Consider the following 25,683-nt stretch of genomic DNA (forward strand, 5'->3'; position numbering starts at 1 on the left):
CTCTCCGACGGCCGCGGACTGCGGTGCGTCATCCGTCAGCGGTAGAGTCCGCTTCCATGACGGATGCAGCACCGCAGTCCGCGGCCGTCGTCGTGCAGGCGCTCGCCGAGCTCGCCGACCCCGAGCGCGCAGCGAGCAGTCAGGGCTTCTTCAAGACCGCGCCGGGCCAGTACGGCGCGGGTGACGTGTTCATCGGCATCACCGTTCCGGCGCAACGTCGCGTGGCGAGACTGTTCCCCGCACTGCCGGTCACCGAGCTGGATGCGCTGCTCGACTCGGAGGTGCACGAGCACAGGCTCAGCGGACTGATCATCGCCTGCAACAGTCTCGAGCGCGCCTCGCGGCCCGCTGCTCGCGACGAGGAGCGCCGTGCGGCCATCGCCGACTGGTACCTCGCAGCCGTGCGCCGCGGCCGGGTGAACAACTGGGACCTGGTCGACGCCTCGGCCGGAGTCATCCTCGGCGGCTGGCTGTTCGACCGCCCGCGCGACGTGCTGTTCGAGCTCGCCGCCAGCCCGGACCTCTGGGAACGCCGGGTGGCGATCATCGCGACGCAGGGCTTCATCAACCGCGGCGATGCCTCGACGACTCTCGACCTGGCGCCCCTACTGCTCGGCGACACCGAGGACCTCATGCACAAGGCCGTCGGCTGGATGCTGCGCGAGGTCGGCAAGCGCGTCGACCGCGAGTTGCTGATCGGCTTCCTCGACGAGTACGCCGGACGGATGCCGCGCACGGCGCTCTCCTACGCGACCGAGCACCTCTCGCCGGAGCTGCGAGCGCAGTACCGGGCGGTGCCGCGGGAGCTCCGCTGATCGAGGACCGGGTGACACGCTGCTGGCGGTCGCTTCGCTCGGCCCTCAGAGACCGGAGGCGGTCAGGAGGTCGCGGCGGTGAGGAGCTCCGCGATCCGCCCCGGAACGCTCTCGTCCTGAAGCGACGTCGTGTCACCCAGCGTGCGACCCTCGGCGATGTCGACGAGCAGACGGCGCATGATCTTGCCCGAGCGGGTCTTCGGCAGGTCGGGCACCAGCAGGATGTCGCGCGGCTTGGCGATGGGTCCGATCAGCTGGGCCACGTGGCGGCGCAGCTCGTCGAGCAGCGCCGGGTCGTCGAGCACGCCGGACGACGGGACGACGAACGCGGCGATGGCCTCGCCCGTGAGTGCATCCGTCACTCCGACGGCCCCGGCCTCGCCGACGGCCGGATGCGCGACCAACGCCGACTCGATCTCGATCGTCGAGAGCCTGTGGCCCGACACGTTGATCACGTCGTCGACCCGTCCCAGCAGCCAGATGTCGCCGTCGGCGTCGTACTTGGCGCCGTCGCCGGAGAAGAAGAGCCCCTGCTCGGCGAAGCGCGCCCAGTACGAGTCGCGATAGCGCACGGGGTTGCCCCAGATCGTGCGCGCCATCCCGGGCCAGGTGCCCGCGATCACGAGGTAGCCGCCTGCGCCCCGTGGCACCTCGACGCCGTTCTCGTCGACGACTGAAGCCCGCAGCCCGGGCAGCGCTCGCAGGGCCGAGCCCGGCTTCAGGGTCGAGACGCCGGGGAGCGGAGCCATGATCGCGGCGCCGGTCTCCGACTGCCACCAGGTGTCGACGATGGGCGCGTGGCCCGCTCCGATGTTCTCGCGGAACCACATCCACGCCTCGGGGTTGATCGCCTCGCCGACGGATCCGAGCAGGCGGATGCTCGACAGGTCGTGCGCGGCGGGAACGCCGTCGGGGAACCAGGTCATCAGGCTGCGGATCAGCGTGGGAGCGGTGTAGTACGTCGTGACGCCGTAGCGTTCGATGATCTCGAAGTGCCGCGCCGGGTGCGGAGTATTCGGCGTGCCCTCGTAGATGACGCTGGTGACGCCGTTCGAGAGCGGGCCGTAGAGCACGTAGCTGTGCGCCGTGACCCAGGCCAGGTCGGCGGTGCACCAGTACACGTCGGTCTCGGGCTTGGCGTCGAAGACGGCCCAGTGCGTGTACGAGGCATGGGTGAGGTAGCCACCGCTGGTGTGCACGAGCCCCTTCGGCTTCCCCGTCGTGCCGCTCGTGTAGATGATGAACAACGGGGTCTCGGCGTCGAAGAACTCCGGAATGTGCACATCGGATGCCGCAGCCACGGCCTCGTGCCACCAGACGTCGCGCCCCTCGGTCCACGGGATGTCGGGCGTCTCGTCGCCGGTGCGCCTGATGACGAGCACGTGCTCGATCGACGCGACGCCGGCGACGGCCGCATCCGCGGCCTCCTTGACCGCCACGGCCCGGCCACGACGGAACTGACCGTCGGTCGTGATGAGCAGCTTGGCGCCGGTGTCCTCGACGCGGAAGCGCAGCGCCTCGGCCGAGAAGCCGCCGAACACCAGCGAGTGCACGGCGCCGATGCGGGCGATGGCGAGGGTGGCGATGACGGTCTCGAGCAGCACCGGCAGGTAGACGACCACACGGTCGCCCTGCGTGATGCCGAGGGCGGTGAGGGCGTTGGCGGCGCGAGCCACCTCACGCTGCAGCTCGGCGTAGCTGAGGGAGCGACGGTCTCCGCGCTCGCCCTCGAAGTGGAAGGCGATGCGCTCGCCGTTACCGGCGTCGACGTGCCTGTCGACGCAGTTCACGGCGACGTTGAGCCGACCGCCCGCGAACCACTCCGCACGCGGTACGGAGAGGTCGCCGGCGGCATCCGTCACCGCAGGGGCCCAGGCGTGATCGGTGTGCCACGGCTCGGCCCAGTCGAGGCGCTCGGCCTGCTCGGCCCAGAACGCCACGGGGTCGGATGCCGCCCGCTCGTACTCCGAGTGCGGAACGTTCGCCTCCGCGGTGAACCCGGCCGGTGCCGGGAAGCGGCGCTGCTCGTCGAGCAGGGCGCTGATGGTGTCGTTCACGCCCACTTGCGCACCGCCCACTTCTCGAAGAGGCCGACGAGCGCATCCGTCAGCTTGCCCAGCAGGGCCAGCAGGATGATCGCCAGGAAGATGCGGTCGATGCGGCCGTTCTGGCCGGAGTCGTTCAGCAGGAATCCGAGACCCATCGACGAGGCGATGAGCTCGGCAGCCACCAGGAACAACCACGACTGGGCGAGCGCGAGGCGGAGGCCCGAGATGACCGAGGGCACGACGGCGGGGAGCTGCACCGACGTGAACAGACGAACACCGCTGAGGCCGAACGCTCGCCCGGCCTCGATGAGGTGACGGTCGACATGCCGCAGGGACGACGCCACGATCGTGTAGACGGGGAAGAACGCACCGATCGAGATGAGGATGATCTTCGATTCCTCGCCGATCTTGAACCACAGGATGAGCAGCGGGATCCAGGCGAGGGACGGCACGGCGCGGATGGCGCCGAGCGTGGGAGCGAGGAGGATGTCGGCCAGGCGCGACAGTCCGACGACGGCTCCGATCAGGAGGCCGAGTGCGCCGCCGATGGCGAAGCCGATCAGCACGCGCTGGGTCGAGATGGCGACGTAGAGGCCGAGCTGGCCGCGCTGCGCGAGGTCGACGGCGGCGAGCCAGACCATCTCGGGCGACGGCAGCTGGGAGATGGGAACGAGGCCGGTGGTCGAGGCGACCTGCCAGACGGCGAGGATGAGCAGCGGCAGGAGTGCGCCGCCGACGATGACGAACCAACGCCGGCTGGTGAGGCGCTTGCGCCCGTTCTCGCGCGGGGCAGTGCCGCCCGGAGGCCGCTGGCTCCCGGCATCCGGAGCAGCAGGGTGCTCGACGATGGAGCTGCCGAAGACTCCGGCGACCACCTGCGTGCGCGCGTCGGGTTCGGTCTGATAGCTCATCGGTCTCTCCTCTCTCGGGTGCGGGATTCGTGCTTGCGGTCGTGCGGGGCGCCGGTGCAGCGCCCCGCACGACTGGGGGTGCTAGCCGATCGCGTCGGGGTCGGCGGCCTTGGCGTAGACGTCGTTGACGATCGTGTCGATGGCGTCGTCGACCTGGGCCTGCGTCTGCACGTCGCCGTTCTCGACGAACACCGGGCCGATCGTCTTCAGCACGGCGATCTGGGCGTCACCGGGCACGTTGTCGACGTCGAGGTTGGTGCGCTCCGAGATCACCTTGGTGGCGACGGCCGGGTCGAGGCTGGCGACGGATGCGAGGATGTCTGCAGTCTTCTCGGGGTTGGCGATGGCCCACGCGCGAGCGTGCTCGTAGGCGTTCACCACCGTCTGCGCCACGTCGGGCTTCTCCTTCAGGAACGACTCGGTGGCGTTCAGGAAGCCGTAGCTGTTGAAGTCGACGTTGCGGTAGATGAGCTGTGCGCCCTCCTCCTCGGCGCCGGCCATGATCGGGTCGAGGCCGGCCCAGGCGTCGACGGATCCGTTCTGCAGGGCCGCCCAGCCGTCGGCGTGCTGGAGGTTCTGCACCGTCACGTCGGAGGCCGACAGTCCGGCCTCCTCGAGAGCCTGCAGCAGGAAGAAGTACGGGTCGGTGCCCTTGGTGGCCGCGACCTGCTTGCCCTTGAGCTCGCTCACGTCGGTGATCGTCGAGTCCTTGCCGACCACGATGGCCGACCACTCGGGCTGCGAGAAGATGTCGATGACCTGGATGGGGGAGCCGTTCGAGCGGGCCAGGAGCGCTGCAGAGCCGGCCGTCGAGCCGACGTCGATGGCGCCGGCGCGGAGCGCCTCGTTGGCCTTGTTGGAGCCGGCCGACTGCACCCAGTTGACGGTGATGTCCTGGTCGGCGAGGGCGTCCTCGAGCCAGCCCTGGTCCTTGATCACCAGGCTCAGCGGGTTGTACGTGGCGAAGTCGATGTTGAGCGTCCCGCCTTTCGTGACGACGGCATCGCCGTCGCCCGAGCTGGTCGAGGCCGGCTCTGACGCCGCGCCTTCACCCGCTACGCAGCCTGTGAGCATGAGGGCGACGGATGCCGCGGCCGCGACGATCGCGGCTGTCGTGGAGGTCTTTCGAAGGAAGGTCATGGCGTGTCTCTCCTGGTGCTGTGAGGGGAAGTGGTGCAGGGAGGTGCTGTGGTGCCGTGGTGCGATTTCAGTAGGGGAATGCCGGGATGGTCGTGGTGCTCGCGATCCCGCGGGCGTGACCGTGCCTGTCGATGCCGAGCCCGGCCAGCAGGCTGGCGCGCAGTTCGGCGAGCTCGGCCGATCCGCGGTCGCGCGGCCGACGTCCGGGAACCGTCACGATCTCGAGGATCGAGGCCGCTCCGCCGTCGTCGCCACGGCCCAGGAGCACGATGCGGTCGGCCAGTTGCAGTGCCTCATCGACGTCGTGCGTGACGAGCAGCACCGTCGTCGGCTCCGCCGCATGGATGTCGAGCAGGAGATCCTGCATCTTCAGCCGCGTGAGGGCGTCGAGGGCGCCGAACGGCTCATCGAGCAGCAGGACGCCGGGCCGTCGGGCGAGGGCGCGGGCCAGTGACGCCCGCTGGGCCATGCCGCCGGAGACCTCGCGCGGGCGCTGCTCGGCGGCATCCGCGAGCCCGACCAGGTCGAGCAGGCGGGCGACGCCGGCACGGGCGGAGGCCTTCGGGGTGCCGCGTGGGACTCCGAGGGCCACGTTGTCGGCGATGCTGCGCCACGGGAGCAGCCGCGGCTCCTGGAAGCCGACGGCGGTGCGTGCATCGAAGGTGGCCACGGGCGTGCCGTCGATGCTCACGCTCCCGGCCGTCGGGGTATCGAGTCCGCCGGCTATGCGCAGCAGGGTGGACTTGCCGCATCCGCTCGCTCCGATGATGGCCACGATCTCGCCGGGCTCCACCCGCAGGTCGACATCGGCGAGCACGGGCTTCGCGGGGTCGAACGCTCGGCCCAGGCCCGCGAAGTCGACCGAGACCGCTACGCCGGCGGGCGTCGTGGAGGTCGCGGAATCGGAGGGCATCCTTCGAAATTACCCACCGTATGCAGGCGCCGGACAGGCACGTGAGACACGGCGTAACAGTGCGCTGTCCGGCGTAACAGGGGGTCTCTTCAGAGGGTCTTGCGCATGTGCACACTGGTGACCGAGTAGCCGACCCTGTCGTAGAGCCGCCGGGCGGTGTCGTTGCCGCCGAAGACGTTGAGGCCGATCGCCTCGACTCCGGCGGCGCGTGCGACGTCTTCGGCGAGCAGCATCGTGGCCTCGGCGATGCCGCGGCGGCGGAAGGCCTCGTGCACCTCGATGTCCCAGATCCACCAGTCGCCAGAGGGACCGTCGGCCGTCGGTCCGATCCACAGCCAACCCGCGTCGCTCCCGTCGACGGTGATGGTGAAGATCCTGTGGCCGTCGCTCGGCACGTCGTCGGGGAAGAACCGCGCTCGTGAGCTCTCCGCAGCCGTCGCCGCCTCCTCGGGGCTGTCGCCGGCATCGACGCGTGCTTGGGCGTAGAGGGCGTTCGCGATCGGCAGCCACACGCCGAGCTGCTCGGGGGTCTTGTCGACGAGGGTGACGGATGCAACGGCGGTCATGGCCTCCATTCTGCCGGGGCGGCGACCCCAGCTGGCAGAGGCCCGGGAGCGCAGCGAGGGCGCCGAAGCCGAGGGACCCCTGCGACAATGAAGTCATGACGAGAACCGTGCGCGGGGCATCCGTGTTGATCACCGGAGCGGCCATGGGCATGGGACGGCTGTACGCGGAGCGCGCCGTCGCAGAAGGGGCGGCATCCGTCGTGCTGTGGGATCGCGATGCTCACGCGCTGGCCCAGACCGTCGGTGAACTCGGAGCCGCGTCGAAGGGGCGCACCCGCATCCACTCCTACGTCGTCGACGTCGCCGATCTCGGCGCCATCGCCAAGGCCGCCCAGAAGGTGCGCAAGGAGGTCGGCAACCCCGACGTGCTCATCAACAACGCCGGAGTCGTGCGCGGCAACGGCTACTTCTGGGAGACCGACAACGGCGACGACACCCGCCCGACCATGCAGGTGAACGCCCTCGCGCCCATGTACATCACGCGGGAGTTCCTGCCGGGCATGGTGGCTCGTGCCTACAGGGCGTCGCGCATCGTCAACATCGCCTCGGCGGCCGGCATGATCTCCAACCCCCGGATGAGCGTCTACGCGGCCTCGAAGGCGGCCCTCATCGGCTGGAGCGACTCACTGCGGCTCGAACTGCTGCGCGATGACCACTCCAACGTGAAGGTCACCACCGTGGCGCCCAGCTACATCTCCACGGGCATGTTCGCCGGAGCGCGTGGTCCGTTGCTCACCCCCGTGCTGACCCCGGAGTACGTCGTCGACCAGGTCTGGAAGGCCATGCTCGCTGGGCGTCCGATGCTCATGCTGCCGTGGACCGTCGGCGTCTCCAAGGTGCTCCGCGGCGTGCTGCCCGGCGCGGCCTTCGACGCCGTCGCCGGCCGCTTCTTCGGCGTCTACAGTTCGATGGACCGCTTCACCGGTCGCTAGCCGGAGGGGCCGGCAGGGGGACAGTGGCCCTGCGCCATTCGTGGGTGCGCGCGCCATCTCAGGTGGAGCGCAGGCCCACGAAATGGCGTGGCGCTAGAAGATCATCGGCCGATCGTCGTCGTCACCGTCGTCTGCGAGGTCGACGAGCACGGGCACGTGGTCGCTGGGCGCGTCGCCCTTGCGCTCATTGCGGTGGATGGAGGCATCCGTCACCCTGTCGGCGAAGGCGTGCGAGCCGAGGATGAAGTCGATGCGCAGGCCCTCGTTGCGCGGGAAGCGCAGCTGCTTGTAGTCCCAATAGGTGTAGCCGGTCGGCAGGATCGGACGCACGACGTCACTCACCCCGGCCTGTTCGAGGGCGGCGAAGGCGGCGCGTTCGGGTGGAGAGATGTGCGTCGACAGGCCGGGCACGAGCGAGGGATCCCCGACATCGCCATCGGTCGGCGCCACGTTGTAGTCGCCCATGAGCGCGAGCGCCAGGTGGGGATCAGCGGCCAGGGCGTCGCGCGTGTAGGCGGCGAGAGCCTCGTACCAGTCGAGCTTGTAGGCGTAGTGCGGGTCGTCGAGCGAGCGGCCGTTGGGCACGTAGAGGCTCCACAGGCGCATGCCGTCGATCGTCACGCCGAGGGCGCGAGCCTCCTGCGGCTGGTCGGGGCCCTCGACCCCTTTGAGGAAGCCCGGCATGGCAGGGAACGCGGTCTCGACGTCGGTGATCGCCGTGCGGCTCGCGAAGGCGACGCCGTTCCACTGGTTCAGCCCGTGCGCGATGACTTCGTAGCCGGCCTCCTCGAACTGCTCGTAGGGGAACTGCTCGGGCTTGCACTTGATCTCCTGCATCGCGAGCACGTCGACGTCCTCGCGCACCATCCAGTCCACGGTGCGGCCCACGCGGGCGCGGATCGAGTTGACGTTCCAGGTGGCGATGCGCATGGGGCAACGGTACCGGCTGCCCCGGACGTCGGACGAACCGGGCAGGAGCGAGCACAGCCGCGGCGAAGCCGAGGAACTGTCACCACAAATGGGGGGCGCTCGAACGAGGGACGCGGCGTACCGTCAGAGTGTCTATCACCCGAAGACAGACCGGAACCCGAATCCGAATCGCGGAGGCCATTGTGCTCCGAAGTATCCCTGCTGCCATTTTTCTCGCTGCCGTCCTGGTGCTCGCACCAGCCGCAGCCCACGCGGAGGACTATGTTCCTCCACCTCCCCCCGTCGCGCCGTCGATCGCCAACTCGAGCCTGAGTTCCGTGTGCGTCGCCGACGTGCCGTACATCTCGTACGACATCACCCTCGTCGATCCCGACAACCAGGCCACCAGCCACACGGCCTACCTCACCTTGAGCGGCGGCGGCCAGTCCGAGACGTTCCTCCTCGGCGAGATCGTCGACGGACAGCTCAGCGGGACCATGCTCTGGCCCGGCGCGAGCGTCGGCGATGACGGCCAGCCGACGGGCTGGCCGGGCTGGATGCTCGTCGGCGGCACCTGGGTGCAGACCGACGGGAACTACGCATGGACCCGCGATGTGACGTCGGCCCTGATCACGGTCAACCCCGAGACCACGGTTCCACTCAGCTACCCGCCGAGCGCACCGGACTGCCTGACGTCGCCGTCCGACAGTGCGACGACGACCTCGTCGTCGAGCTCCGGGCTGGCCTCCACCGGCGTGAGCCAGGCGATGCTGCCGATCGGCATCGGCTCGATCCTGGTGATCCTCGCCGGCCTCGCGATCTTCCTGCTTCGACGTCGCGCCAGCACCCACTGACAGCGTGAGTGACGAATCGGCGGAGGGGGCCCCCGCTGCAACACCACGGCGTCGACGTCGAGGGCTGATCTGGCTGGTCCTCGGCGTCGTGCTCGTCGCCGTGATCGGCGCAGCGGTCTGGGTGGGTGTGCGCGGGTGGCTCGCCAAAGGAGAGTTGGAGGCCGCCGCGTCGACGGCCGGTGTGCTCCAGAAGCACATCGAGGCGGGCGACACGGCCGACGCCGGCCACGCGGCCGACAGTCTGGTCGATCACACCGGCGAGGCCGCGAGCCTCACCGGTGACCCCGTCTGGCGACTGGCCGAGCTCGTGCCAGGGGTCGGAGCGAACCTGCACGCCGTCAGGGTGCTCTCGGCCGAGCTCGACACCGCGGCGAGCGACGCCATCCGCCCGCTCACGGGATTGACCGACTCGATCGGCGCGGCCTCTTTCCGCCCGGTCGACGGACATGTCGACGTCCAGCCCCTCATCGACGCGCAGCCGACTGTTCTGTCTGCACTGGGTGCCCTGACCGAAGCGTCCGCAGGTGTCAGTGCCATCAAGGACGACGGGCTTCTGGGGCCGATAGCCGCGGCCCGAGACGATGTCGCCGCAACTCTCGCGAAGGCCGTGGGAGTGGCTGACGTGCTCGAGAATGCACTGCGGGTCGCACCCACGATGCTCGGCGCCGACGGTCCTCGGAACTACCTGATCCTGTTCCAGAACAACGCCGAGCTCCGCTCTGCTGGTGGCATTCCCGGCGCGCTGGCCCTCCTGCACACCGACGGCGGGACGATGCGGCTCACCGCGCAGGTGGCCGCGTCCGACTTCGCGACACCACGCCAATCCGGGCTGCCTGTCGACGAGACGACGCGAGCCATCTACGGTTCACTCCCGGGACAGTTCATGCAGAACGTGACGATGACACCGGATTTCGCCGTCTCCGCGAGTCTCGCGAAGGCGATGTGGGAGCGACGGTTCGGGGGTGTCGTAGACGGAGTCATCGCCGTCGATCCTGTCGCCATCGGCTACTTTCTCAAGGCGACGGGGCCGGTGGTGCTGCCCGACGGCTCGAAGCTGACCTCCCAGAACGCTGCGAAGTCATTGCTCCAGGATGTCTATCAGCGGCTGGAGGAGCCGGCTGACCAGGACGCCTATTTCGCCGAGGCCGCTTCAGCCGCCTTCGACGCGGTGTCAGGTGGCAACGCCGATCCGACGAAGCTCGTGCGAGCGCTGATCCGCGCCGGAGATGAGAGTCGCGTCGCTCTCTGGAGTGCCGACCCGACCGAACAGGCCATCTTCGCAAGCACGACCCTGGGTGGGTTGGATGCCGCTCAGCGGTCGGCGGGTGATCAGGCGTACGGCGTGTACTTCAATGACACGACACGGGCGAAGATGGACGCCTACCTCGATGTCGCTATCGACACCGATGTCGTCCCACGCTCGGACGAACGCTCGGTCGTCACTGTGACGGTGACGCTGCGTAACAGCGCTCCGTCAGATTCAGCCACATCGTTGACGGCACATGTGACAGGCGGAGGTCGAGTCGTTCCGGAGGGTCAGATCGGAACCAACGTCACCGTCTACTCTCCGTCCGGTGCCTATGACTTCGGCGTGCAGAAGGATGGCACGAACGTCGCGTACGCCAGCCATGACGACGGTGATCGACTCGTGAAATCACTCGGTGTGAGACTCTCTCCGGGCGAGTCGACGACACTGAAGTTCGGCTACATCTCGGCGAAGGCGGGCCAGGATTCTCCCGTCATCGTGCACACCCCCACGATGACACCTCTCGAGGTCGGCTCGCTCTGAAGCGCTCGGCGCCGACTCATCGACGACAGGTCTGACGGATGGGCCTGCCGATGGTGAGGAAGAGACCCTCGCGTATTACCCCCGAAAGGGGTACAGTCATCTAAACCGGTTTAGACGAGCAAAGCTCACTGACGCTCGCGAATCGGCCTCGACGAGGAGGAACGATGACCGACCAGCCCGTGGTGCCGGCATCCGTTTCGCGTCCGACCATCGCCGATGTCGCGCGTCGTGCCGGCGTGAGCAAGGGCCTCGTCTCCTTCGCGCTCAATGATCGCCCCGGAGTCAACGCGGAGACCCGGCAGCGCATCCTGGGCGTGGCCGAGGAGATGGGCTGGACGCCGAGCGTCAGGGCCCGCTCCCTCAGCATCGACCGCTCCTTCGCGCTCGGCCTCGTCATCGCGCGTGATCCGGGCATCGTCGCCGCCGACCCGTTCTTCCCGACGTTCATCTCCGGGGTGGAGAGCGAGTTGTCCGAGGTCGGCCAGTCCCTCGTCCTGGCGTCGACGACCTCGCAGCGGCAGGAGGCCGAGACCTATCGGCAGCTCGCCCGCGACAAGCGCGTCGACGGGTTCTTCCTCACCGACCTCCGGGCAGACGACGAACGCATCTCGCTGCTCCAACAGCTCGGCCTGCGTGCCGTCACCCTCGGGCATCCCGACGTCGCATCGCCGTTCCCCGTGGTCTCCAGCGATGACGGCGCCGGCATCCGTGCTGTCGTCGCGCACCTGATCGTGCTGGGCCACACTCGGATCGCCCATGTGGCCGGTCCGGCAGACATGCTGCATGCGACGCACCGCCGCATCGCATTCGAGGAGGCTATGACTGAAGCCGGACTCGACGCGAGCCGCGTCGTCGAGACCGACTTCTCGGCGCGCGAGGGGGCCGAGGCGACGAGGCGCCTGCTCGCCGTGCGTTCGTCGATGCGGCCCACCGCCATCGTCTACTCCAACGACCCGATGGCCATCGCGGGTATCGCCGTGGCGCGCCGTGCCGGACTCGACGTTCCGCGCGACCTCTCCGTGGCCGGATTCGACAACACCGACATCGCCGAGCACGTCTATCCCTCACTGACCTCGGTGGCGACGGATGTCGCACGCTGGGGTGCCACGGCGGCCCGCGTGCTGCTCGCGGCCGTGGCCGGCGACGCCATCGACGGCCGCGTGCCGCTACCGACCCGCCTCGTCATCCGCGAATCGACGGCAGCAGCGCCAGAGGCGGCACGCACGCCGCCGCCCTCGCCCCTGCAAACCCCGTCCCCGCCGGCCTCGCCCGGCACCACAACCGTCTGAACCGACGGCACGACCCGTCGCAACGAAAGGAAGAAATCATGCGAAGAAGCATGACGATCGGAATCCTCGCAGCAGCAACAGCCATCGCCCTCGTGGGCTGCTCGGGAGGTGGAGGCGGGGGAGACGCGAAGACGAAGGGCCCGATCACCATCTGGTACTCGAACAACCCGGCCGAGATCGCCTGGGGCAAGCAGATGGTCGAGGCGTGGAACGCCGACAACCCCGACGAGAAGATCAAGGCGCAGGAGATCCCGGCCGGTGACTCCAGCGAGGAGGTCATCAGTGCGGCCATCACCGCGGGCAACGCCCCGTGCCTCATCTTCAACACCTCGCCCGCGGCCGTGCCGCAGTTCGAGAAGCAGGGCGGCCTCGTCTCCCTGAGCGAGTTCAAGGACGGCGACGACTACATCACGAAGCGCACCGGCGACCTCGCGACGCAGTACGCCTCCGCCGACGGCCAGTACTTCCAGATGCCGTGGAAGTCGAACCCCGTCATGATCTTCTACAACAAGGACCTGTTCGCGAAGGCGGGGCTCGACGCTGAGAACCCGAAGCTCTCGACCTACGACGACTTCCTCACCGCCTCCCGCGCCATCGTGAAGTCCGGCGCCGCCAAGTACGCCATCCACCCGGCGCCCACGAGCGAGTTCTTCCAGAGCTGGTTCGACTTCTACCCGCTCTACGCGGCCGAGACCGGCGGCACCCAGCTCGTCGAGGACGGCAAGGCCACCTTCGACACCGACGAGGGCGAATCGGTCTCCGAGCTCTGGCGCACCATGTACGACGAGAAGCTGGCCGGCCAGGAGCAGTACCAGGGCGACTCCTTCCTCGACGGCGAGGCCGCCATGGCCATCGTCGGACCGTGGGCGATCGCGGTCTACGGCGACGACGTGAACTGGGGCGCGGTTCCGGTTCCCACCTCGGAGGGAACGGATGCCGCTGACACCTACACCTTCAGCGACGCGAAGAACATCGGCCTCTACAGCGCCTGCGAGAACCAGCAGACGGCCTGGGACGTGCTGAAGTTCGCGACCAGCGAGGAGCAGGACGGCAAGCTGCTCGAGCTCACCGGACAGATGCCGCTGCGCGCAGACCTCACCACCGTCTACCCCGACTACTTCGCCAAGAACCCGGCATACGAGGCGTTCGGCGACCAGGCGAGCCGCACTGTCGAGGTGCCGAACGTCACGAACTCCGTCGAGATCTGGCAGAACTTCCGTGACGGCTACTCCAAGGCCGTGATCTTCGGCGAGGGAACCATCCCCGACTTCCTGAAGGACACCGCCGCCAAGATCGACACCCTCGCGGCAGCGAACTGAGGCTGTCATGACAACGATCACTCGACCGACGGAGGTCGAGGCGCAGCGACATGACGCGCCTCGGCCCCGCCGCCGGCGCTGGATGGGGCGCAACCCGCTCGGACTGCTGTTCACGGCCCCCTACCTGGTCTTCGTGTGCGTGGTCTTCGCGTATCCGCTGGTCTTCGCGGTCTGGATGTCGTTCCAGGACTACTTCTTTTCGGCGCCCGGCGTCGAGGTGGACAGGCCCTTCGTCGGCTTCGCGAACTACGTCACGGTGCTGCAGGATCCCGCCGTGTGGCAGTCGTTCCGCAACGTGGGCGTCTTCCTGATCATCAACGTGCCGCTCACCGTCGTGCTCTCGATCGTGCTGGCGACGGCACTGAACAAGGTGGTGCACGCCCGGGCGTTCCTGCGCGTGAGCTACTACGTTCCCTACGTCACGGCGTCGGTGGCCGTGGTGGGAGTCTGGCTGTTCCTGTTCAGCGGCTCGGGCCTGGTGAACCACCTGCTCGGTCCGTTCGCGCCGCAGCCGTCGTGGCTCATCAATGCCCAGCTCGCGATGCCGGTCATCGCGCTGTTCGTGACCTGGAAGCAGTTGGGCTTCTACATCCTGCTCTACCTCGCTGCCCTGCAGAACGTGCCGAAGGAGCTGTACGAATCCGCGGCGACGGATGGCGCGGGCGGAGTGCGCACCTTCTTCTCCGTCACGGTCCCCGGCGTGCGCCCGGCGACCCTGCTCGTGCTGCTGATCTCGACCATCACCGGCGCGAACCTGTTCACCGAGCCCTACCTGCTGACAGGCGGCGGCGGGCCCAACGGCGCATCGACGAGCCCGGTGCTCCTGATGTACCAGAAGGGCATCGAACAGGGGAATCCCGATGTCGCCTCGGCGATCGGCGTCATCCTCATCATCGGCGTCCTCATCATCGCCTTCATCCAGCGACGAATCGTGGGAGATGAGGAGTCATGATCCGATTCGGAATCGTGCTGCGGTACATCCTGCTGTTCCTGGGCGCGCTGATCTTCCTGTTCCCGTTCTACTACATGATCGTCGGGTCGCTGCAGACTGAACCCGACGCGACCCCGGCCGGAGCCTTCCCGGCTCCGGGCAACCTCACGCTCGACAACTACGTCGCCGTGAACGAACGCATCAACCTGGCGCAGGGACTGGTCAACTCCGGCATCTTCACCGGTGGCGTGCTGCTCGGAACCGTGGTCTTCGGACTCCTGGCCGGCTATGCGCTCGCTGTGCTGTCCTACCGCGGGCGGGGCGTGACGTTCGCGCTGGTCCTGCTGGTGCAGGTGATCCCGTTCCAGCTGCTGATGATCCCGCTGTACGTCATGATCGCCCGCAATTACGGCCTGAGCGACAACTACCTGGGCATGATCCTGCCGTTCTTCATCAGCTCGGCGGCCGTGCTCATCTTCAGGCAGTACTTCCTGCAGTTGCCCAAGGACCTCTTCAACGCCGCCCGCATCGACGGCGCCAGCGAACTGCGCATCCTCTGGAGCGTCGCCATCCCGTTGGTGCGACCGGCGCTGCTCACCGTCGTGCTGCTCACCTTCATCGGACCGTGGAACGAGTTCCTCTGGCCGTTCCTGATCACCAAGGAGGCGTCGATGCAACCGCTCGCCGTCTCGCTCGCCAACTACATCTCCTCGATCGCGGCAGCGACGGCGAACCCCTTCGGTTCGCTGCTCGCCGGAGCCGTCGTGCTCGCCGTGCCCGTCGTGGTGCTGCTGCTGATCTTCCAGCGCCAGTTCACCTCGAACGACATCGGATCGGGAGTGAAGGGATGACCATGCAGATTCCATACACGCTCACCAGGGCGGGAGTCATCATGACTCCGCAGCCTGGGAACGACCTCGAGGCCGAGGGGGTGCTCAACCCCGCGACGGCCAGGAGCGCCGATGGCGAGCTCTACCTGTTCCCCAGGCTGGTGGCATCAGGCAACGTCTCGCGGGTCGGCATCGCTCGCGTGGTCATCGCCGACGGCGTGCCCGTCGGGGTGGAGCGCGAGGGCATCGTGCTCGAGCCCGATCGCGGCTGGGAGCGCGGGGTCGGCAACGCCGGGGTCGAGGACCCGCGCATCACGCGGATCGACGAGCTCGGCCTGCACGTGATGACGTACGTCGCGTACGGCCCGCTCGGGCCGCGCACGGCCGTCGCCGTCTCCGAGGACCTGCGGGACTGGCAGCGGCTGGGTCCGGCCCTGTTCGCCTACGACGACGCGCTCGACGCCGACCTGAACCTGTTCCACAACAAGGACACCGTGTTCTTCCCCGAGGCCGTCACCGGACCCGACGGGGTGCGCAGCCTCGCCGTGCTGCACAGGCCCATGTGGGATCTCGACGAGGTGAAGGTTGGCCAGGGCGTCCGCACTCCCGCGAACGTGCCCGACGCCCGCCAGTCCATCTGGATCAGCTTCGTGCACCTCGCCGACGTGAAGGAGGGCCTGGCGGCGCTCACCTTCTGGCGCAACCATCGCTTCCTCGCCGGACCCGAGTATCCGTTCGAGGCCCTCAAGATCGGCGGCGGTCCGGCGCCCCTGCGAGTGCCGGAGGGCTGGCTGCTCCTGCATCACGGCGTGACGGGCACCATCGCCAACGCCTTCGACCAGCAGCAGAACGTCAACTACGCCGTCGGGGCGATGCTCCTCGATGCCGACGACCCGACCAGGGTGATAGCCCGCAGCTCCGAGCCGCTGCTCGCCCCGGAGACAGCCGAGGAGCGCAGCGGCATCGTGCCGAACGTGGTCTTCCCCACCGCCATCGAACTCGTCGACGGCGTGCACTACCTGTTCTACGGAATGGCCGACTCGAAGATCGGCGTCGCCAGACTCGATCGCAGCACCGACTGAGGAGCACCACCATGACCACCACGACGACTCGACGGATGCGGGTGGGCATGCTGCTCGTCACCGCGCTCGCCGCCACCGGCCTCTCCGCCCTGGCGGCGGCACCGGCGACGGCGGCGACGCCTACCGCGGCAGCGACTGCTGCCGCGGCATCCGCCACCCCCCTCACCAACCTCGCCCATCTGGACTTCCTGCTCGACACGGCCGAACCGGCCGCAGTCGACGGGCACACGACCTACAGGCTCGACGAGGAGCCGCAGCTCGTGCTGCCCTGGACCTACGCCGACGCCCGCGACGGCGGCACCTTCGAGCGCGTCGGCGGCGGTCAGCTCGATGCGGCGACAGGCGGCTGGGGCCAGGGTGCCTACAACGCCGACGACGTGGCCAGGGCGGCCGTCGTCTACCTGCGGCACTGGCAGCTCACGGGGGAGGACTCCAGCCGCACGAGCGCCTACGAACTGCTGCGCTCGCTCGCCTACCTGCAGACCTCGTCGGGACCGAACTCGGGCAACGTCGTGCTGTGGATGCAGCCAGACGGCGAGCTCAACCCGAGCGCGGAGCCCGTCGAGCTGCCGGATCCGTCGGACTCCGGACCGAGCTACTGGACCGCCCGCGCGCTGTGGGCCTTCGGTGAGGGCTACGCGGCCTTCGCCGCCGCAGGCACTGCCGACGATGCGGCCTTCGCGTCCTTCCTGGGCGACAGGCTCGCCCTCTCCCGTGCTGCGGTCGACACCCAGGTGCTGAGCCACTACGGGGAGTACGAGCAGAGCGACGGCCTGAAGGTTCCGGCCTGGCTGATCGTCGACGGGGCGGATGCCTCGGCCGAGGCCGTGCTCGGACTCGCGGCCTACGTCGACTCGAGCGGTGACCCGGCCGCCCGCGAGACCCTGCGCAAGCTCGCCGAGGGCATCGCCGCGATGGGGGCGGCATCCGGAGCCGACACGAGGGCGTGGCCGTACGGCGCCATCCTGCCGTGGGCCCAGTCACGCACGATGTGGCACGCCTGGGGATCGCAGATGCCGGCGGCGCTCGCCGCAGCGTCGGCCGCCCTCGGATCGTCGGCCCTGCTGAAGCCCGCCGTGCGCGATGCCGCAGTGTTCACGCCGACGCTGCTCCTCGCCGGTGGCCCGGACAACGGCTGGTTCCCGACGCCGACCGACACCACCCAGATCGCCTACGGGGCCGACTCCCGCCTGCAGTCGCTCCTCGCCGTCGCCGATGCGACGGGTTCGCCGGCCTTCGAACAGCTTGCCGCCATCCAGGCGGCGTGGTTCTTCGGAGCAAATCGTGCGTCGTCTCCGATGTACGACCCGGCGACAGGCGTGACCTTCGACGGCCTGGCTCCCGACGGCACCATCAATCGCAACGGCGGCGCCGAGAGCACCATCCACGGCCTGCTGTCGATGATCGCCCTCGACGCCAGGCCGGAGGTCGCCGCTCGAGCGCAGGGAGTCACCACGCTGGCGAGCCGCGACGGGCTGCGCCTGGTCGAGGCCGAGACGGCCTCGGGCGGAGCAGTATCGACACCGGCGTCGGCGTGGACCGGCGAATCGCTCTACAGCGGGAACGTGCTCACGGTGAAGACCGGCTCGAAGGCCGTCATCCCGATCGGCTCGGCCGACCAGCCGCGCGTGGTGGAATCGGTGCAGTGGATCGAACCGGGTGCGCTCGTGCGCTCGGGGTGGACCAGCGGCATCCTGCCCCTCGGCCTGCTCTCCATCCGTGGGCCAGCGCAGGGCATCAGCCCGACCCCGGGCGTGCTCCTGCCGCAGTCGCTGCAACTGCCGGTTCCCGGTCGGGCGACGTCGGTGACCGTGCGCCCCCTCGCCGGGTCCGCCACCATCGACAACCTCATCGTGCGACCTCTGGTCTCACGGATGCTGCTCACGGGCGAGACCGCCGATGCCGGTGCGACGCAACTGCTGCAGTCGGCCGCCCGAATCCCGCTGCCCGCCAGGGTCGGCGTCGGTGCCGCAGCCTCCCTCAGCGTCTACGACGCCACGGGGAGGCTCGTGACGGAGCGCCGTATCGGGGCGACGGCCACGACAGTGCTCCCCGCCGGAGGATTCGCCGTGGTCACGCGGTAGATCGGTGCGGCTCCGGCGGGTGGCAGGATGGAGGGGTGGGTGACCTCCAGCTGGGCTACGCGGCGATGCTCGAGCAGTTCGCGCCCGCGGAGGCCGTCGCGCTGGCGGCGTACGCCGAGCAGCACGGCTTCCGCGGAGTCATGGCCGACGACCACTTCCAGCCGTGGGTCCCCCAGCAGGGGAACGCCGGTTTCGTGTGGAATGTGCTCACGGCAGTCGCCGAGCGCACGACGGGCGACATCGGCCCCGGCGTGACGGCACCGACCTACCGCTGGCATCCCGCCATCGTCGCGCAGGCATCCGCCACGCTCGCCTCGATGTATCCGGGCAGGCACTGGCTGGGCATCGGATCGGGCGAGGCGCTGAACGAGCACATCGTCGGCGCCTACTGGCCGGAACCGGCCGAACGCATCAACCGCATGTTCGAGGCCATCGAGGTGATCTCGAAGCTCTTCGCCGCGTCGATCGCCGGCCGGGACGTCAAGCACTCCGGTCCGCACTTCACGCTCGAGTCCACGCGCCTGTGGACGATGCCCCGGGTCGCCCCTGAGATCCTCGTCGCCACCAGCGGTCCGCTGACGGCCCGGCGCGCCGGTCGCGTCGCCGACGGACTCATCACTGTCGCCGCGCCGCTGGAGCGCATCGCCGGTCTCTTCGATCGCTTCGCCCTCGGCGCGCGCGATGCAGGCAAGGACCCGGCCACCATGCCCAGGGTGCTGCAGCTGCACCTGTCCTGGGCGCCGACCGACGAGGAGGCCATGCGCAACGCCCTCGTGGAGTGGCCGAACGGCGGCATGAGGTTCCCCAAGAGCGACATCCGCTCGCCGTTCGAGTTCGAACAGGTCGCACGGATGGTCCGACCCGAGGACTTCGAGGGCAGAATGGTGATCTCGAGTGATCCCGACGTGCACCGCAGGTCGATCCAGCAGTACGCCGACTTGGGCTTCGACCGCATCTACCTGCACAATGTGGGCCGCAACCAGCGGGAGTGGATCGAGGTCTTCGGCCGCGACGTGCTCCCCTTCGTCAGGAGGTGACGATGTACTCCGTCAGTGTGATCGATGACATTCCCGAGGTGCGTCCTGGTGACGACCTCGTCGAGCTGATCGGCTCGCGGGTCGAGCTCGTCGACGGCGACATCGTGGTCGTCACGTCGAAGATCGTCTCCAAGGCCGAAGGGCGCTTCGTCGCGGCGGATGACCGTGAGCAGGCGATCTCGGACGAGACTGTCCGCGTCGTCGCGACGCGCATCTCGGCCGAGGGCGGTACCACCCGCATCGTCCAGAACCGCCTCGGCATCGTCTCCGCGGCGGCCGGCGTCGACGCCTCGAACACGCCCGATGGCACTGTGCTGCTGCTGCCGGTCGACCCCGACGGGTCGGCCAGGTCGATCTGCATCGGCCTGCGCGAGTTGAGCGGGGCATCCGTCGGCGTCATCATCTCGGACACCCTCGGGCGGGCGTGGCGACAGGGGCAGACCGATGTGGCGATCGGTGCGGCCGGCGTGCACGTGTTCGACGACCTGCGCGGCACCCTCGACAACAGCGGCAAGCCGATGGCCGTGACGCTGCCCTGCATCGCCGACGAGCTCGCCTCCGCGGGCGACCTGGTCAAGGGCAAGACCGGCGGGACCCCCGTGGCCGTCGTGCGCGGTCTCGGCCGATTCGTCGGCGACCTGGACCTGCCCGGCGCCGCCACGATCGTGCGACCGGCCGAGCAGGACATGTTCCGCACCGGAAGCGACGAGGCCTACGACGAGGGCTATCGCGATGGCTTCGCCGAGGGCCAGCAGGAGACTGTCGGCTCATGATCATCCCCGCGACGCGCCAGCGTCCGGCAGCAGGCACGACGAAAGGCAGCACCGCATGACGCTCACCCTGGGATACAAGGCATCCGCCGAGCAGTTCGCGCCACGGGAACTGGTCGAGATCGCCGTGGCCGCGGAAGAGCACGGCTTCGAGTCGGCCTTCGCGAGCGACCACTTCCAGCCCTGGCGCCACGAGGGCGGGCACGCTCCGTTCTCGCTGGCCTGGATGGCGGCGGTCGGCGAGCGCACCTCCACCCTGCGCATCGGCACGAGCGTGATGACGCCGACCTTCCGGTACAACCCCGCCGTGCTGGCGCAGGCCTTCGCGACCCTCGGCTGCCTATACCCCGGCCGCATCATCGCCGGCTTCGGAACCGGAGAGGCGCTCAACGAGATCGCGACGGGCTTTCGCGGAGCCGGCGAGCAGGACTGGCCGGAGTTCAAGGAGCGCTTCGGCAGGCTGCGGGAATCCGTTCGCCTCATGCGCGCGCTGTGGAGCCAGGACCGCGTCGACTTCGAGGGCGAGTACTACTCCACGCACGGCGCCTCGATCTACGACCGGCCGGAGGGCGGCATCCCCGTCTACATCGCGGCCGGAGGACCGACCGTCGCCAAGTACGCCGGTCGTGCCGGCGACGGCTTCATCTGCACCTCCGGCAAGGGCTGGGACCTCTACACCGAGAAGCTCGTGCCCGCCGTCAAGGAGGGCGCCGAGGCCGGCAACCGCTCCTACGACCAGCTCGACCGCATGATCGAGATCAAGCTGTCCTACGAGGAGACCGAGCAGGCGGCGTTGGAGAACACCCGTTTCTGGGCCCCACTGGCCCTCAGTGCTGAGCAGAAGTCGAGCATCCACGATCCGATAGAGATGGAGAAGGCGGCGGATGCGCTGCCGATCGAGAAGATCGCCTCGCGCTGGATCGTGGGCAGCGACCCCGACGCCGTGACGGCCGAGATCGCGAAGTACGTCGACGCGGGCTTCAACCACCTGGTCTTCCACGCCCCGGGAGAGGACCAGCGGCGCTTCCTCGGGCTGTTCGAACGCGACCTGGCGCCCCGCCTGCGCGCCCTGCCGTGACGAGAGGCTGGTTCCTGATCGTTCCAGTCAAGGGCACGATCGACGCCAAGAGCCGCCTCGGCGATCAGCTCTCGGCTCGTGCGCGATCGTCCCTGGGACTGGCGTTCGCCTACGACACCGTCGTCGCCGCAGCATCGAGTGCGCGCGTCGCGCGCGTCTTCGTCGTCACCGACGCCGATGTCGATGTCGATTGGCCGGCCGCCGTCGTCGTGGTGCCAGAGGGAGAACGCAACGGGCTGAACGCGGCGATCGAGCGCGGCATCCGTGCTGCCGAGAAGGCGGCGGAATCCTCGCCGGGTTCCTCCCCGCAGGCGGCCGGCATCGCCGTGCTCCTCGGCGACCTGCCTGCGCTGCGCGCCCCGGACCTCGATGCCGCCCTCGCTGCGGCCGAGGACGTCGACCAGGGCTTCGTCCCGGATGCCGAGGGCACGGGAACCACGCTGCTCACGGCGCGCGCCGGCCTGCCACTGGTGCCACGCTTCGGCGCCGGCTCGGCCGCCGCGCACGCCGGTCACGGCCATGCTCGTCTGGATGCCGGTGCGTCGCTGCGCCGCGACGTCGACGTGCCGACAGCGCTGGACGACGCCGTGGCGCTCGGTGTGGGCGAACGCACGCGTGCCGCCCTGGCGGCGCAGGGGATCCGCTCATGACCCGCGCTCAGTCGGGACGGCGAGCATGAGGGCTCGGTTGTGGGGTGTCGTCATCGCGGCTGTCGGCGCCATCGGGGTCGCCGTCTGGGTGGCCTGGCTCAGGGGTCGACGAGAGCACTGGCGCGGCGTGCTCTCTGACGCGATCCCCGTGAACTCGACGTACTGGCGGGATCTCGGATCGAAGCCGGGCGAGATCCTCTACGCCGCCATCGGCGACTCGGCCGCGCAGGGAATCGGCGCGAGCCGCCCGGCGCACAGCTACGTCGGGTTCATCGCGCGGCACCTGCGCTCAAGGACGACGCGCACGGTGCGGGTGGCCAACCTCAGCGTCTCGGGCGGAACCGTGCGCACGGCCATCGACACCGAGCTGCCGCTGCTGGCCGCCCTCGGCCACGAGCCCGATGTCATCACGGTCAGCATCGGCGCGAACGACATCGCCTCCTGGGACCCTGAGCGCTTCGACCGCGACATTCGCGAACTGTTCGCGGCACTGCCGTCGCACGCCATCGTCGCCGACCTGCCGAGCTTCTACTTCCTGCCCGGGGAGCGGAAGGTGCTCGTCGCGAACCGCCTGCTCCGCGCCGCGGCAGCGGACGTCGGGCTCGAGGTCGTCGACCTGCACGCGATCACGAACCGCCAGGGCCTCTGGGGAGTCTCCACGCAGTTCGCCGGCGACCTCTTCCACCCCAACGACCGCGGCTACGCCCTGTGGGCCCGGGCCTTCACCGCGGCGGTCGACCGCCGGATGGACCTGGTGCTGGGCGAGCGCGACTGACCGCGTCGCTGGGGGTTTGATGGAGAACCCGCCATCACCGGCGCGCCCGACGTACGCTGGAACGATGCAGAGGCGTTGGGCGATGTGGCTTCCCGCGGTGGTAGTTCCCGTGGTGATCGGCGTCGGCGTGCTCGCAGTGCCCCTGACCGCCGGAGCAGCGGTCGACCTGCCAGACAAGACTGCCGCCGAGGTGCTGGAACTGGCGCAGGCCGCCGACGTCACGGCGTTCTCCGGCACGGTCGAGCAGAGCTCGGACCTCGGGCTGCCCGACCTGTCGTCGCTCGGCACCCTGGGCGGCAGCGGTGGGGCATCGTCGGGAGCCGCATCCGGCACCGATATCTCCAGCGCTCTCGAACTCCTCACCGGATCGCACACCGCGCGGGTCTTCGTCGACGGGACCGATGCGCGCCTGCAGGTCCTCGACTCCCTCGCCGAGCGCGACGTCGTTGCCACGTCCGACGGCGTCTGGATCTACGACTCCGAATCGGCGTCGGCGACCCACGTCGCCGCACCGGCCGACGGCCACGCCGCTGCGAAGAAGGCTCCGGATGCCGCCGACATCCCGACGCCGAGTGCTGTCGCGACCGAGATCCTCACGACGCTCGACCCGAGCACGACCGTGAGCGTCGGCACCGACGCCACAGTCGCCGGTCGCACCGTCTACGAGCTCATCCTCACCCCGAAGAGCGCAGACACCCTCGTCGGATCCGTGGCCATCGACGTGGATTCCGCGACAGGCCTTCCGCTCGGCGTCGCCGTGACGGCGGCAGGATCCGATGAGCCCGCATTCTCGCTGGCGTTCTCGCAGCTCTCTCTCGATGCTCCGGATGCCGCCCTCTTCGACTTCACACCGCCGGCGGGCACGACCGTCACCGAGCAGCCGCTGCCCGACGCCGCGAGGCCCGGCGACCACGACGACGTCGCAGCCCCTCAGGGCGACGGCGCCGAGCCCACGGTTCTCGGCACCGGCTGGTCGTCGATCGTCGAGATCGCGGCATCCGAGGTTCCCGCCGAACTCGCCGACTCCCCGCTGCTCGACACCGCTGCCGAGGCCGTCGACGGCGGCAGGGTCATCTCGACGACGTTGCTCAGCGTGCTGTTCACCGACGATGGCCGCATCCTCGCCGGAGCCGTCCCGCCCGCTGCGTTGGAGGATGCCGCTGCCGGCCGGTGAGTCCTCCGATCTCGCGATCGAGACTCACGACCTGACCAAGCGCTTCGGCCGCCAGACGGCCGTCGCCGGCATCGACCTCGCTGTTCCGCGCGGCTCGGTGTTCGGCTTCCTCGGGCCCAACGGCTCGGGCAAGACCACCAGCATCCGCATGATGCTCGGGCTCGTGAGCCCGAGCAGCGGATCGGTGCGCCTGCTCGGCGAGGAGATGCCCCGACGTCTCGCCGAGGTGCTGCCGCGGGTGGGCGCGCTGGTCGAGGGGCCGGCCTTCTCGCCGTTCCTCTCGGGAGCCGCCAACCTGCGGCGCTTCGACTCGGCCGATCCTCTGGCCCCGTCACGCAACCGTGGGGAGAGGGTGCACGCCGCTCTCGAGCGCGTCGGGCTCGGGCACGCCGCGACGAAGAAGGTGCACGCCTACTCGCTCGGCATGAAGCAGCGGCTCGGACTGGCGAACACCCTGCTCATGCCACGCGAGCTGCTCGTGCTCGACGAGCCGACCAACGGGCTCGACCCCCAGGGCACCCGCGAGGTGAGAGCTCTCATCCGATCGCTCGCCGACTCTGGCACCACTGTCTTCGTGTCGAGCCACCTGCTCGCCGAGATCGAGCAGATCTGCACCCACGTCGGGGTGATGAGCGCCGGGTCGCTGGTGGCGACGGGCACTCTCGACGAGCTGCGCGAGGTCGGTGCAGCCCGTGCCGTGCTGCAGACTCCGGATGCCGCAGACGCCCGGCGGGTGCTGGCGGGGCTGGGCCTCCAGATGCTCGAGGGTGCCGATCCCGACACTGTCGTGGCAACTGTCGCCGACGGCATCGTCCCTGAGACCATCGTGGCCGCCCTCGTCGATGCCGGCGTGCGGGTGCGCGGCTTCGCGGTCGAGCAGCCCAGCCTCGAGGACCGCTTCGTCGCGCTCACCGGAGAGGGGTTCGACGTTGTCCAGTGATGTCGCATCCGGGGCGCCGGGAGGAGGGGGCGCGGTGACGGTCAGCCTCCTGCTCTCGGAACTGCGCATCCTGTTCGCCCGACGGCGCACCATCGCCCTGCTCGTGGCCCTGGCGGCCATCCCCATCCTCATCGCCGTCGCCATCAGGTTGTCGTCGTCACCGGGAACCGGCCGGGGTCCGGCCTTCCTCGACCAGGTCACCCAGAACGGGCTCTTCGTCGGGGTCTCGGCCCTGGTCGTCGCCATCCCGCTGTTCCTTCCGCTCACCGTCGGCGTCGTGGCCGGCGACACCATCGCCGGCGAGGCCAGCCTCGGAACCCTGCGCTACCTACTCGTCGCGCCGGCGGGGCGGGCGAGGCTCCTCGTCGTCAAGTACCTCGGGGCCGCGGCGTTCTGCATCGCCGCCGCGCTCACCGTCGTCATCGCCGGCACAGTCATCGGCGCGATGCTGTTCCCGGTCGGACCGGTCACCGTGCTCTCGGGCACCACCATCGATGTGGGCGAGGCGCTCCTGCGCTTCCTCGCCATCGCGGGCTACGTCGCCGTCTCCCTGCTGGGACTCTCGGCGATCGGGCTGTTCTTCTCCACCCTCACCAGCGTGCCCGTCGGGGCGATGGCGGCCACGATCTCGCTCTCGGTGGCGTCGCAGATCCTCGACGCCCTGCCGCAGACCGAGTGGCTGCATCCGTGGCTCTTCAGCCACTACTGGCTCTCCTTCGCCGACATCTTGCGCGATCCGGTGTCGTGGGCCTCGTTCGCCGACAACGCCGCCCTGCAGGCCGGCTACATCGCCGTGTTCGGAGCGCTGGCCTTCGGGCGGTTCCTCACGAAGGACGTGCTGGCCTGA

At 69.2% G+C, this 25,683-nt stretch carries 24 protein-coding genes; 18 read left to right on the forward strand and 6 right to left on the reverse strand.

Annotated elements, in window-relative coordinates; genetic code table 11:
- Positions 1-56 precede the first annotated feature (56 nt).
- Complete coding sequence (locus tag ASF30_RS20320) at positions 57-815, forward strand: DNA alkylation repair protein (protein ID WP_055910988.1); 759 nt, start codon at positions 57-59, stop codon at positions 813-815.
- Between the two features lie 62 nt (positions 816-877).
- Here ASF30_RS20320 and acs read toward each other — a convergent pair whose 3' ends face one another.
- The 5 genes from acs to ASF30_RS20345 form a co-directional block, all read right to left on the reverse strand.
- Positions 878-2,872, reverse strand: a complete 1,995-nt coding sequence (acs, locus tag ASF30_RS20325) for an acetate--CoA ligase (RefSeq protein ID WP_055911129.1) — start codon at positions 2,870-2,872, stop codon at positions 878-880.
- Positions 2,869-3,774, reverse strand: a complete 906-nt coding sequence (locus tag ASF30_RS20330) for an ABC transporter permease (protein ID WP_082468182.1) — start codon at positions 3,772-3,774, stop codon at positions 2,869-2,871. The genes acs and ASF30_RS20330 overlap by 4 nt, the downstream gene beginning before the upstream one ends.
- 81 nt (positions 3,775-3,855) lie before the next feature.
- Positions 3,856-4,914, reverse strand: coding sequence for an aliphatic sulfonate ABC transporter substrate-binding protein (locus ASF30_RS20335; protein WP_055910990.1), 1,059 nt, complete (start codon positions 4,912-4,914; stop codon positions 3,856-3,858).
- A 67-nt stretch (positions 4,915-4,981) separates the two neighbouring features.
- Positions 4,982-5,827 (reverse strand): ABC transporter ATP-binding protein, encoded by an 846-nt coding sequence (locus tag ASF30_RS20340; RefSeq protein WP_055910992.1) that lies wholly within the window; start codon positions 5,825-5,827, stop codon positions 4,982-4,984.
- An 89-nt stretch (positions 5,828-5,916) separates the two neighbouring features.
- On the reverse strand, positions 5,917-6,393 hold the full coding sequence (locus tag ASF30_RS20345) for a GNAT family N-acetyltransferase (RefSeq protein WP_055910994.1): 477 nt from the start codon (positions 6,391-6,393) through the stop codon (positions 5,917-5,919).
- 95 nt (positions 6,394-6,488) lie between these two features.
- Between ASF30_RS20345 and ASF30_RS20350 the strand changes: the two genes are divergently transcribed.
- On the forward strand, positions 6,489-7,325 hold the full coding sequence (locus ASF30_RS20350) for an SDR family oxidoreductase (protein WP_055910996.1): 837 nt from the start codon (positions 6,489-6,491) through the stop codon (positions 7,323-7,325).
- Between the two features lie 93 nt (positions 7,326-7,418).
- Here the strand turns inward: ASF30_RS20350 and ASF30_RS20355 are convergent, their stop codons facing one another.
- Complete coding sequence (locus tag ASF30_RS20355; protein WP_055910998.1) at positions 7,419-8,255, reverse strand: exodeoxyribonuclease III; 837 nt, start codon at positions 8,253-8,255, stop codon at positions 7,419-7,421.
- Between the two features lie 182 nt (positions 8,256-8,437).
- On the opposite strand from ASF30_RS20355, the gene ASF30_RS20360 reads away from it, so the two are divergent.
- From ASF30_RS20360 to ASF30_RS20435, 16 genes are all read left to right on the forward strand, one after another.
- A complete protein-coding gene (locus ASF30_RS20360) occupies positions 8,438-9,088 on the forward strand; it encodes a cell wall protein (RefSeq protein WP_235480420.1) in 651 nt (216 codons plus the stop codon).
- Positions 9,089-9,092: 4 nt separating this feature from the next.
- Entirely contained in the window at positions 9,093-10,877 is a 1,785-nt protein-coding gene (locus ASF30_RS20365) for a DUF4012 domain-containing protein (RefSeq protein ID WP_055911001.1), read from the forward strand.
- Positions 10,878-11,041: 164 nt separating this feature from the next.
- Entirely contained in the window at positions 11,042-12,166 is a 1,125-nt protein-coding gene (locus ASF30_RS20370; protein ID WP_157497547.1) for a LacI family DNA-binding transcriptional regulator, read from the forward strand.
- Between the two features lie 38 nt (positions 12,167-12,204).
- Positions 12,205-13,485 (forward strand): ABC transporter substrate-binding protein, encoded by a 1,281-nt coding sequence (locus tag ASF30_RS20375; RefSeq protein WP_055911003.1) that lies wholly within the window; start codon positions 12,205-12,207, stop codon positions 13,483-13,485.
- Between the two features lie 7 nt (positions 13,486-13,492).
- A complete protein-coding gene (locus ASF30_RS20380) occupies positions 13,493-14,437 on the forward strand; it encodes a carbohydrate ABC transporter permease (protein ID WP_055911005.1) in 945 nt (314 codons plus the stop codon).
- Positions 14,434-15,267 (forward strand): carbohydrate ABC transporter permease, encoded by an 834-nt coding sequence (locus ASF30_RS20385; protein ID WP_055911006.1) that lies wholly within the window; start codon positions 14,434-14,436, stop codon positions 15,265-15,267. Before ASF30_RS20380 ends, ASF30_RS20385 begins: the two co-directional genes overlap by 4 nt.
- A gap of 2 nt (positions 15,268-15,269) precedes the next feature.
- The gene (locus ASF30_RS20390; RefSeq protein WP_442914988.1) at positions 15,270-16,328 is read left to right on the forward strand and encodes a glycoside hydrolase family 130 protein; all 1,059 of its coding nucleotides are present in this window, start codon (positions 15,270-15,272) and stop codon (positions 16,326-16,328) included.
- A gap of 11 nt (positions 16,329-16,339) precedes the next feature.
- Positions 16,340-18,412 (forward strand): hypothetical protein, encoded by a 2,073-nt coding sequence (locus tag ASF30_RS20395; RefSeq protein ID WP_157497548.1) that lies wholly within the window; start codon positions 16,340-16,342, stop codon positions 18,410-18,412.
- Between the two features lie 65 nt (positions 18,413-18,477).
- A complete protein-coding gene (locus ASF30_RS20400; RefSeq protein ID WP_055911135.1) occupies positions 18,478-19,449 on the forward strand; it encodes a TIGR03557 family F420-dependent LLM class oxidoreductase in 972 nt (323 codons plus the stop codon).
- A gap of 2 nt (positions 19,450-19,451) precedes the next feature.
- A complete protein-coding gene (gene cofE, locus ASF30_RS20405; protein ID WP_055911013.1) occupies positions 19,452-20,222 on the forward strand; it encodes a coenzyme F420-0:L-glutamate ligase in 771 nt (256 codons plus the stop codon).
- A 55-nt stretch (positions 20,223-20,277) separates the two neighbouring features.
- On the forward strand, positions 20,278-21,297 hold the full coding sequence (gene fgd, locus ASF30_RS20410) for a glucose-6-phosphate dehydrogenase (coenzyme-F420) (RefSeq protein ID WP_055911015.1): 1,020 nt from the start codon (positions 20,278-20,280) through the stop codon (positions 21,295-21,297).
- Positions 21,294-21,947, forward strand: coding sequence for a 2-phospho-L-lactate guanylyltransferase (cofC, locus tag ASF30_RS20415; RefSeq protein ID WP_055911017.1), 654 nt, complete (start codon positions 21,294-21,296; stop codon positions 21,945-21,947). Before fgd ends, cofC begins: the two co-directional genes overlap by 4 nt.
- A 25-nt stretch (positions 21,948-21,972) precedes the next feature.
- The gene (locus tag ASF30_RS20420; protein WP_082468188.1) at positions 21,973-22,722 is read left to right on the forward strand and encodes an SGNH/GDSL hydrolase family protein; all 750 of its coding nucleotides are present in this window, start codon (positions 21,973-21,975) and stop codon (positions 22,720-22,722) included.
- A 64-nt stretch (positions 22,723-22,786) separates the two neighbouring features.
- A complete protein-coding gene (locus tag ASF30_RS20425; protein WP_055911020.1) occupies positions 22,787-23,896 on the forward strand; it encodes a LolA family protein in 1,110 nt (369 codons plus the stop codon).
- Positions 23,877-24,836: an ABC transporter ATP-binding protein gene (locus ASF30_RS20430; RefSeq protein WP_055911023.1), complete on the forward strand. Its 960-nt coding sequence runs from the start codon at positions 23,877-23,879 to the stop codon at positions 24,834-24,836. Before ASF30_RS20425 ends, ASF30_RS20430 begins: the two co-directional genes overlap by 20 nt.
- A gap of 34 nt (positions 24,837-24,870) precedes the next feature.
- Positions 24,871-25,683, forward strand: a complete 813-nt coding sequence (locus ASF30_RS20435; RefSeq protein WP_235480421.1) for an ABC transporter permease — start codon at positions 24,871-24,873, stop codon at positions 25,681-25,683.

The organism is Leifsonia sp. Leaf264 (assembly GCF_001422325.1).
Taxonomy (GTDB): Bacteria; Actinomycetota; Actinomycetes; order Actinomycetales; family Microbacteriaceae; genus Orlajensenia.

Coding starts and splice junctions, on each gene's coding strand:
- ASF30_RS20395 (WP_157497548.1), top strand. CDS start 16,340: ATGACCACCACGACGACTCGACGGATGCGGGTGGGCATGCTGCTCGTC.
- ASF30_RS20370 (WP_157497547.1), top strand. CDS start 11,042: ATGACCGACCAGCCCGTGGTGCCGGCATCCGTTTCGCGTCCGACCATC.
- ASF30_RS20355 (WP_055910998.1), bottom strand. CDS start 8,255: ATGCGCATCGCCACCTGGAACGTCAACTCGATCCGCGCCCGCGTGGGC.
- ASF30_RS20375 (WP_055911003.1), top strand. CDS start 12,205: ATGCGAAGAAGCATGACGATCGGAATCCTCGCAGCAGCAACAGCCATC.
- ASF30_RS20320 (WP_055910988.1), top strand. CDS start 57: ATGACGGATGCAGCACCGCAGTCCGCGGCCGTCGTCGTGCAGGCGCTC.
- ASF30_RS20345 (WP_055910994.1), bottom strand. CDS start 6,393: ATGACCGCCGTTGCATCCGTCACCCTCGTCGACAAGACCCCCGAGCAG.
- ASF30_RS20335 (WP_055910990.1), bottom strand. CDS start 4,914: ATGACCTTCCTTCGAAAGACCTCCACGACAGCCGCGATCGTCGCGGCC.
- ASF30_RS20420 (WP_082468188.1), top strand. CDS start 21,973: ATGAGGGCTCGGTTGTGGGGTGTCGTCATCGCGGCTGTCGGCGCCATC.
- ASF30_RS20340 (WP_055910992.1), bottom strand. CDS start 5,827: ATGCCCTCCGATTCCGCGACCTCCACGACGCCCGCCGGCGTAGCGGTC.
- fgd (WP_055911015.1), top strand. CDS start 20,278: ATGACGCTCACCCTGGGATACAAGGCATCCGCCGAGCAGTTCGCGCCA.
- ASF30_RS20390 (WP_442914988.1), top strand. CDS start 15,270: ATGCAGATTCCATACACGCTCACCAGGGCGGGAGTCATCATGACTCCG.
- ASF30_RS20380 (WP_055911005.1), top strand. CDS start 13,493: ATGACAACGATCACTCGACCGACGGAGGTCGAGGCGCAGCGACATGAC.
- ASF30_RS20385 (WP_055911006.1), top strand. CDS start 14,434: ATGATCCGATTCGGAATCGTGCTGCGGTACATCCTGCTGTTCCTGGGC.
- ASF30_RS20330 (WP_082468182.1), bottom strand. CDS start 3,774: ATGAGCTATCAGACCGAACCCGACGCGCGCACGCAGGTGGTCGCCGGA.
- cofE (WP_055911013.1), top strand. CDS start 19,452: ATGTACTCCGTCAGTGTGATCGATGACATTCCCGAGGTGCGTCCTGGT.
- ASF30_RS20425 (WP_055911020.1), top strand. CDS start 22,787: ATGCAGAGGCGTTGGGCGATGTGGCTTCCCGCGGTGGTAGTTCCCGTG.
- ASF30_RS20430 (WP_055911023.1), top strand. CDS start 23,877: ATGCCGCTGCCGGCCGGTGAGTCCTCCGATCTCGCGATCGAGACTCAC.
- ASF30_RS20400 (WP_055911135.1), top strand. CDS start 18,478: ATGCTCGAGCAGTTCGCGCCCGCGGAGGCCGTCGCGCTGGCGGCGTAC.
- ASF30_RS20350 (WP_055910996.1), top strand. CDS start 6,489: ATGACGAGAACCGTGCGCGGGGCATCCGTGTTGATCACCGGAGCGGCC.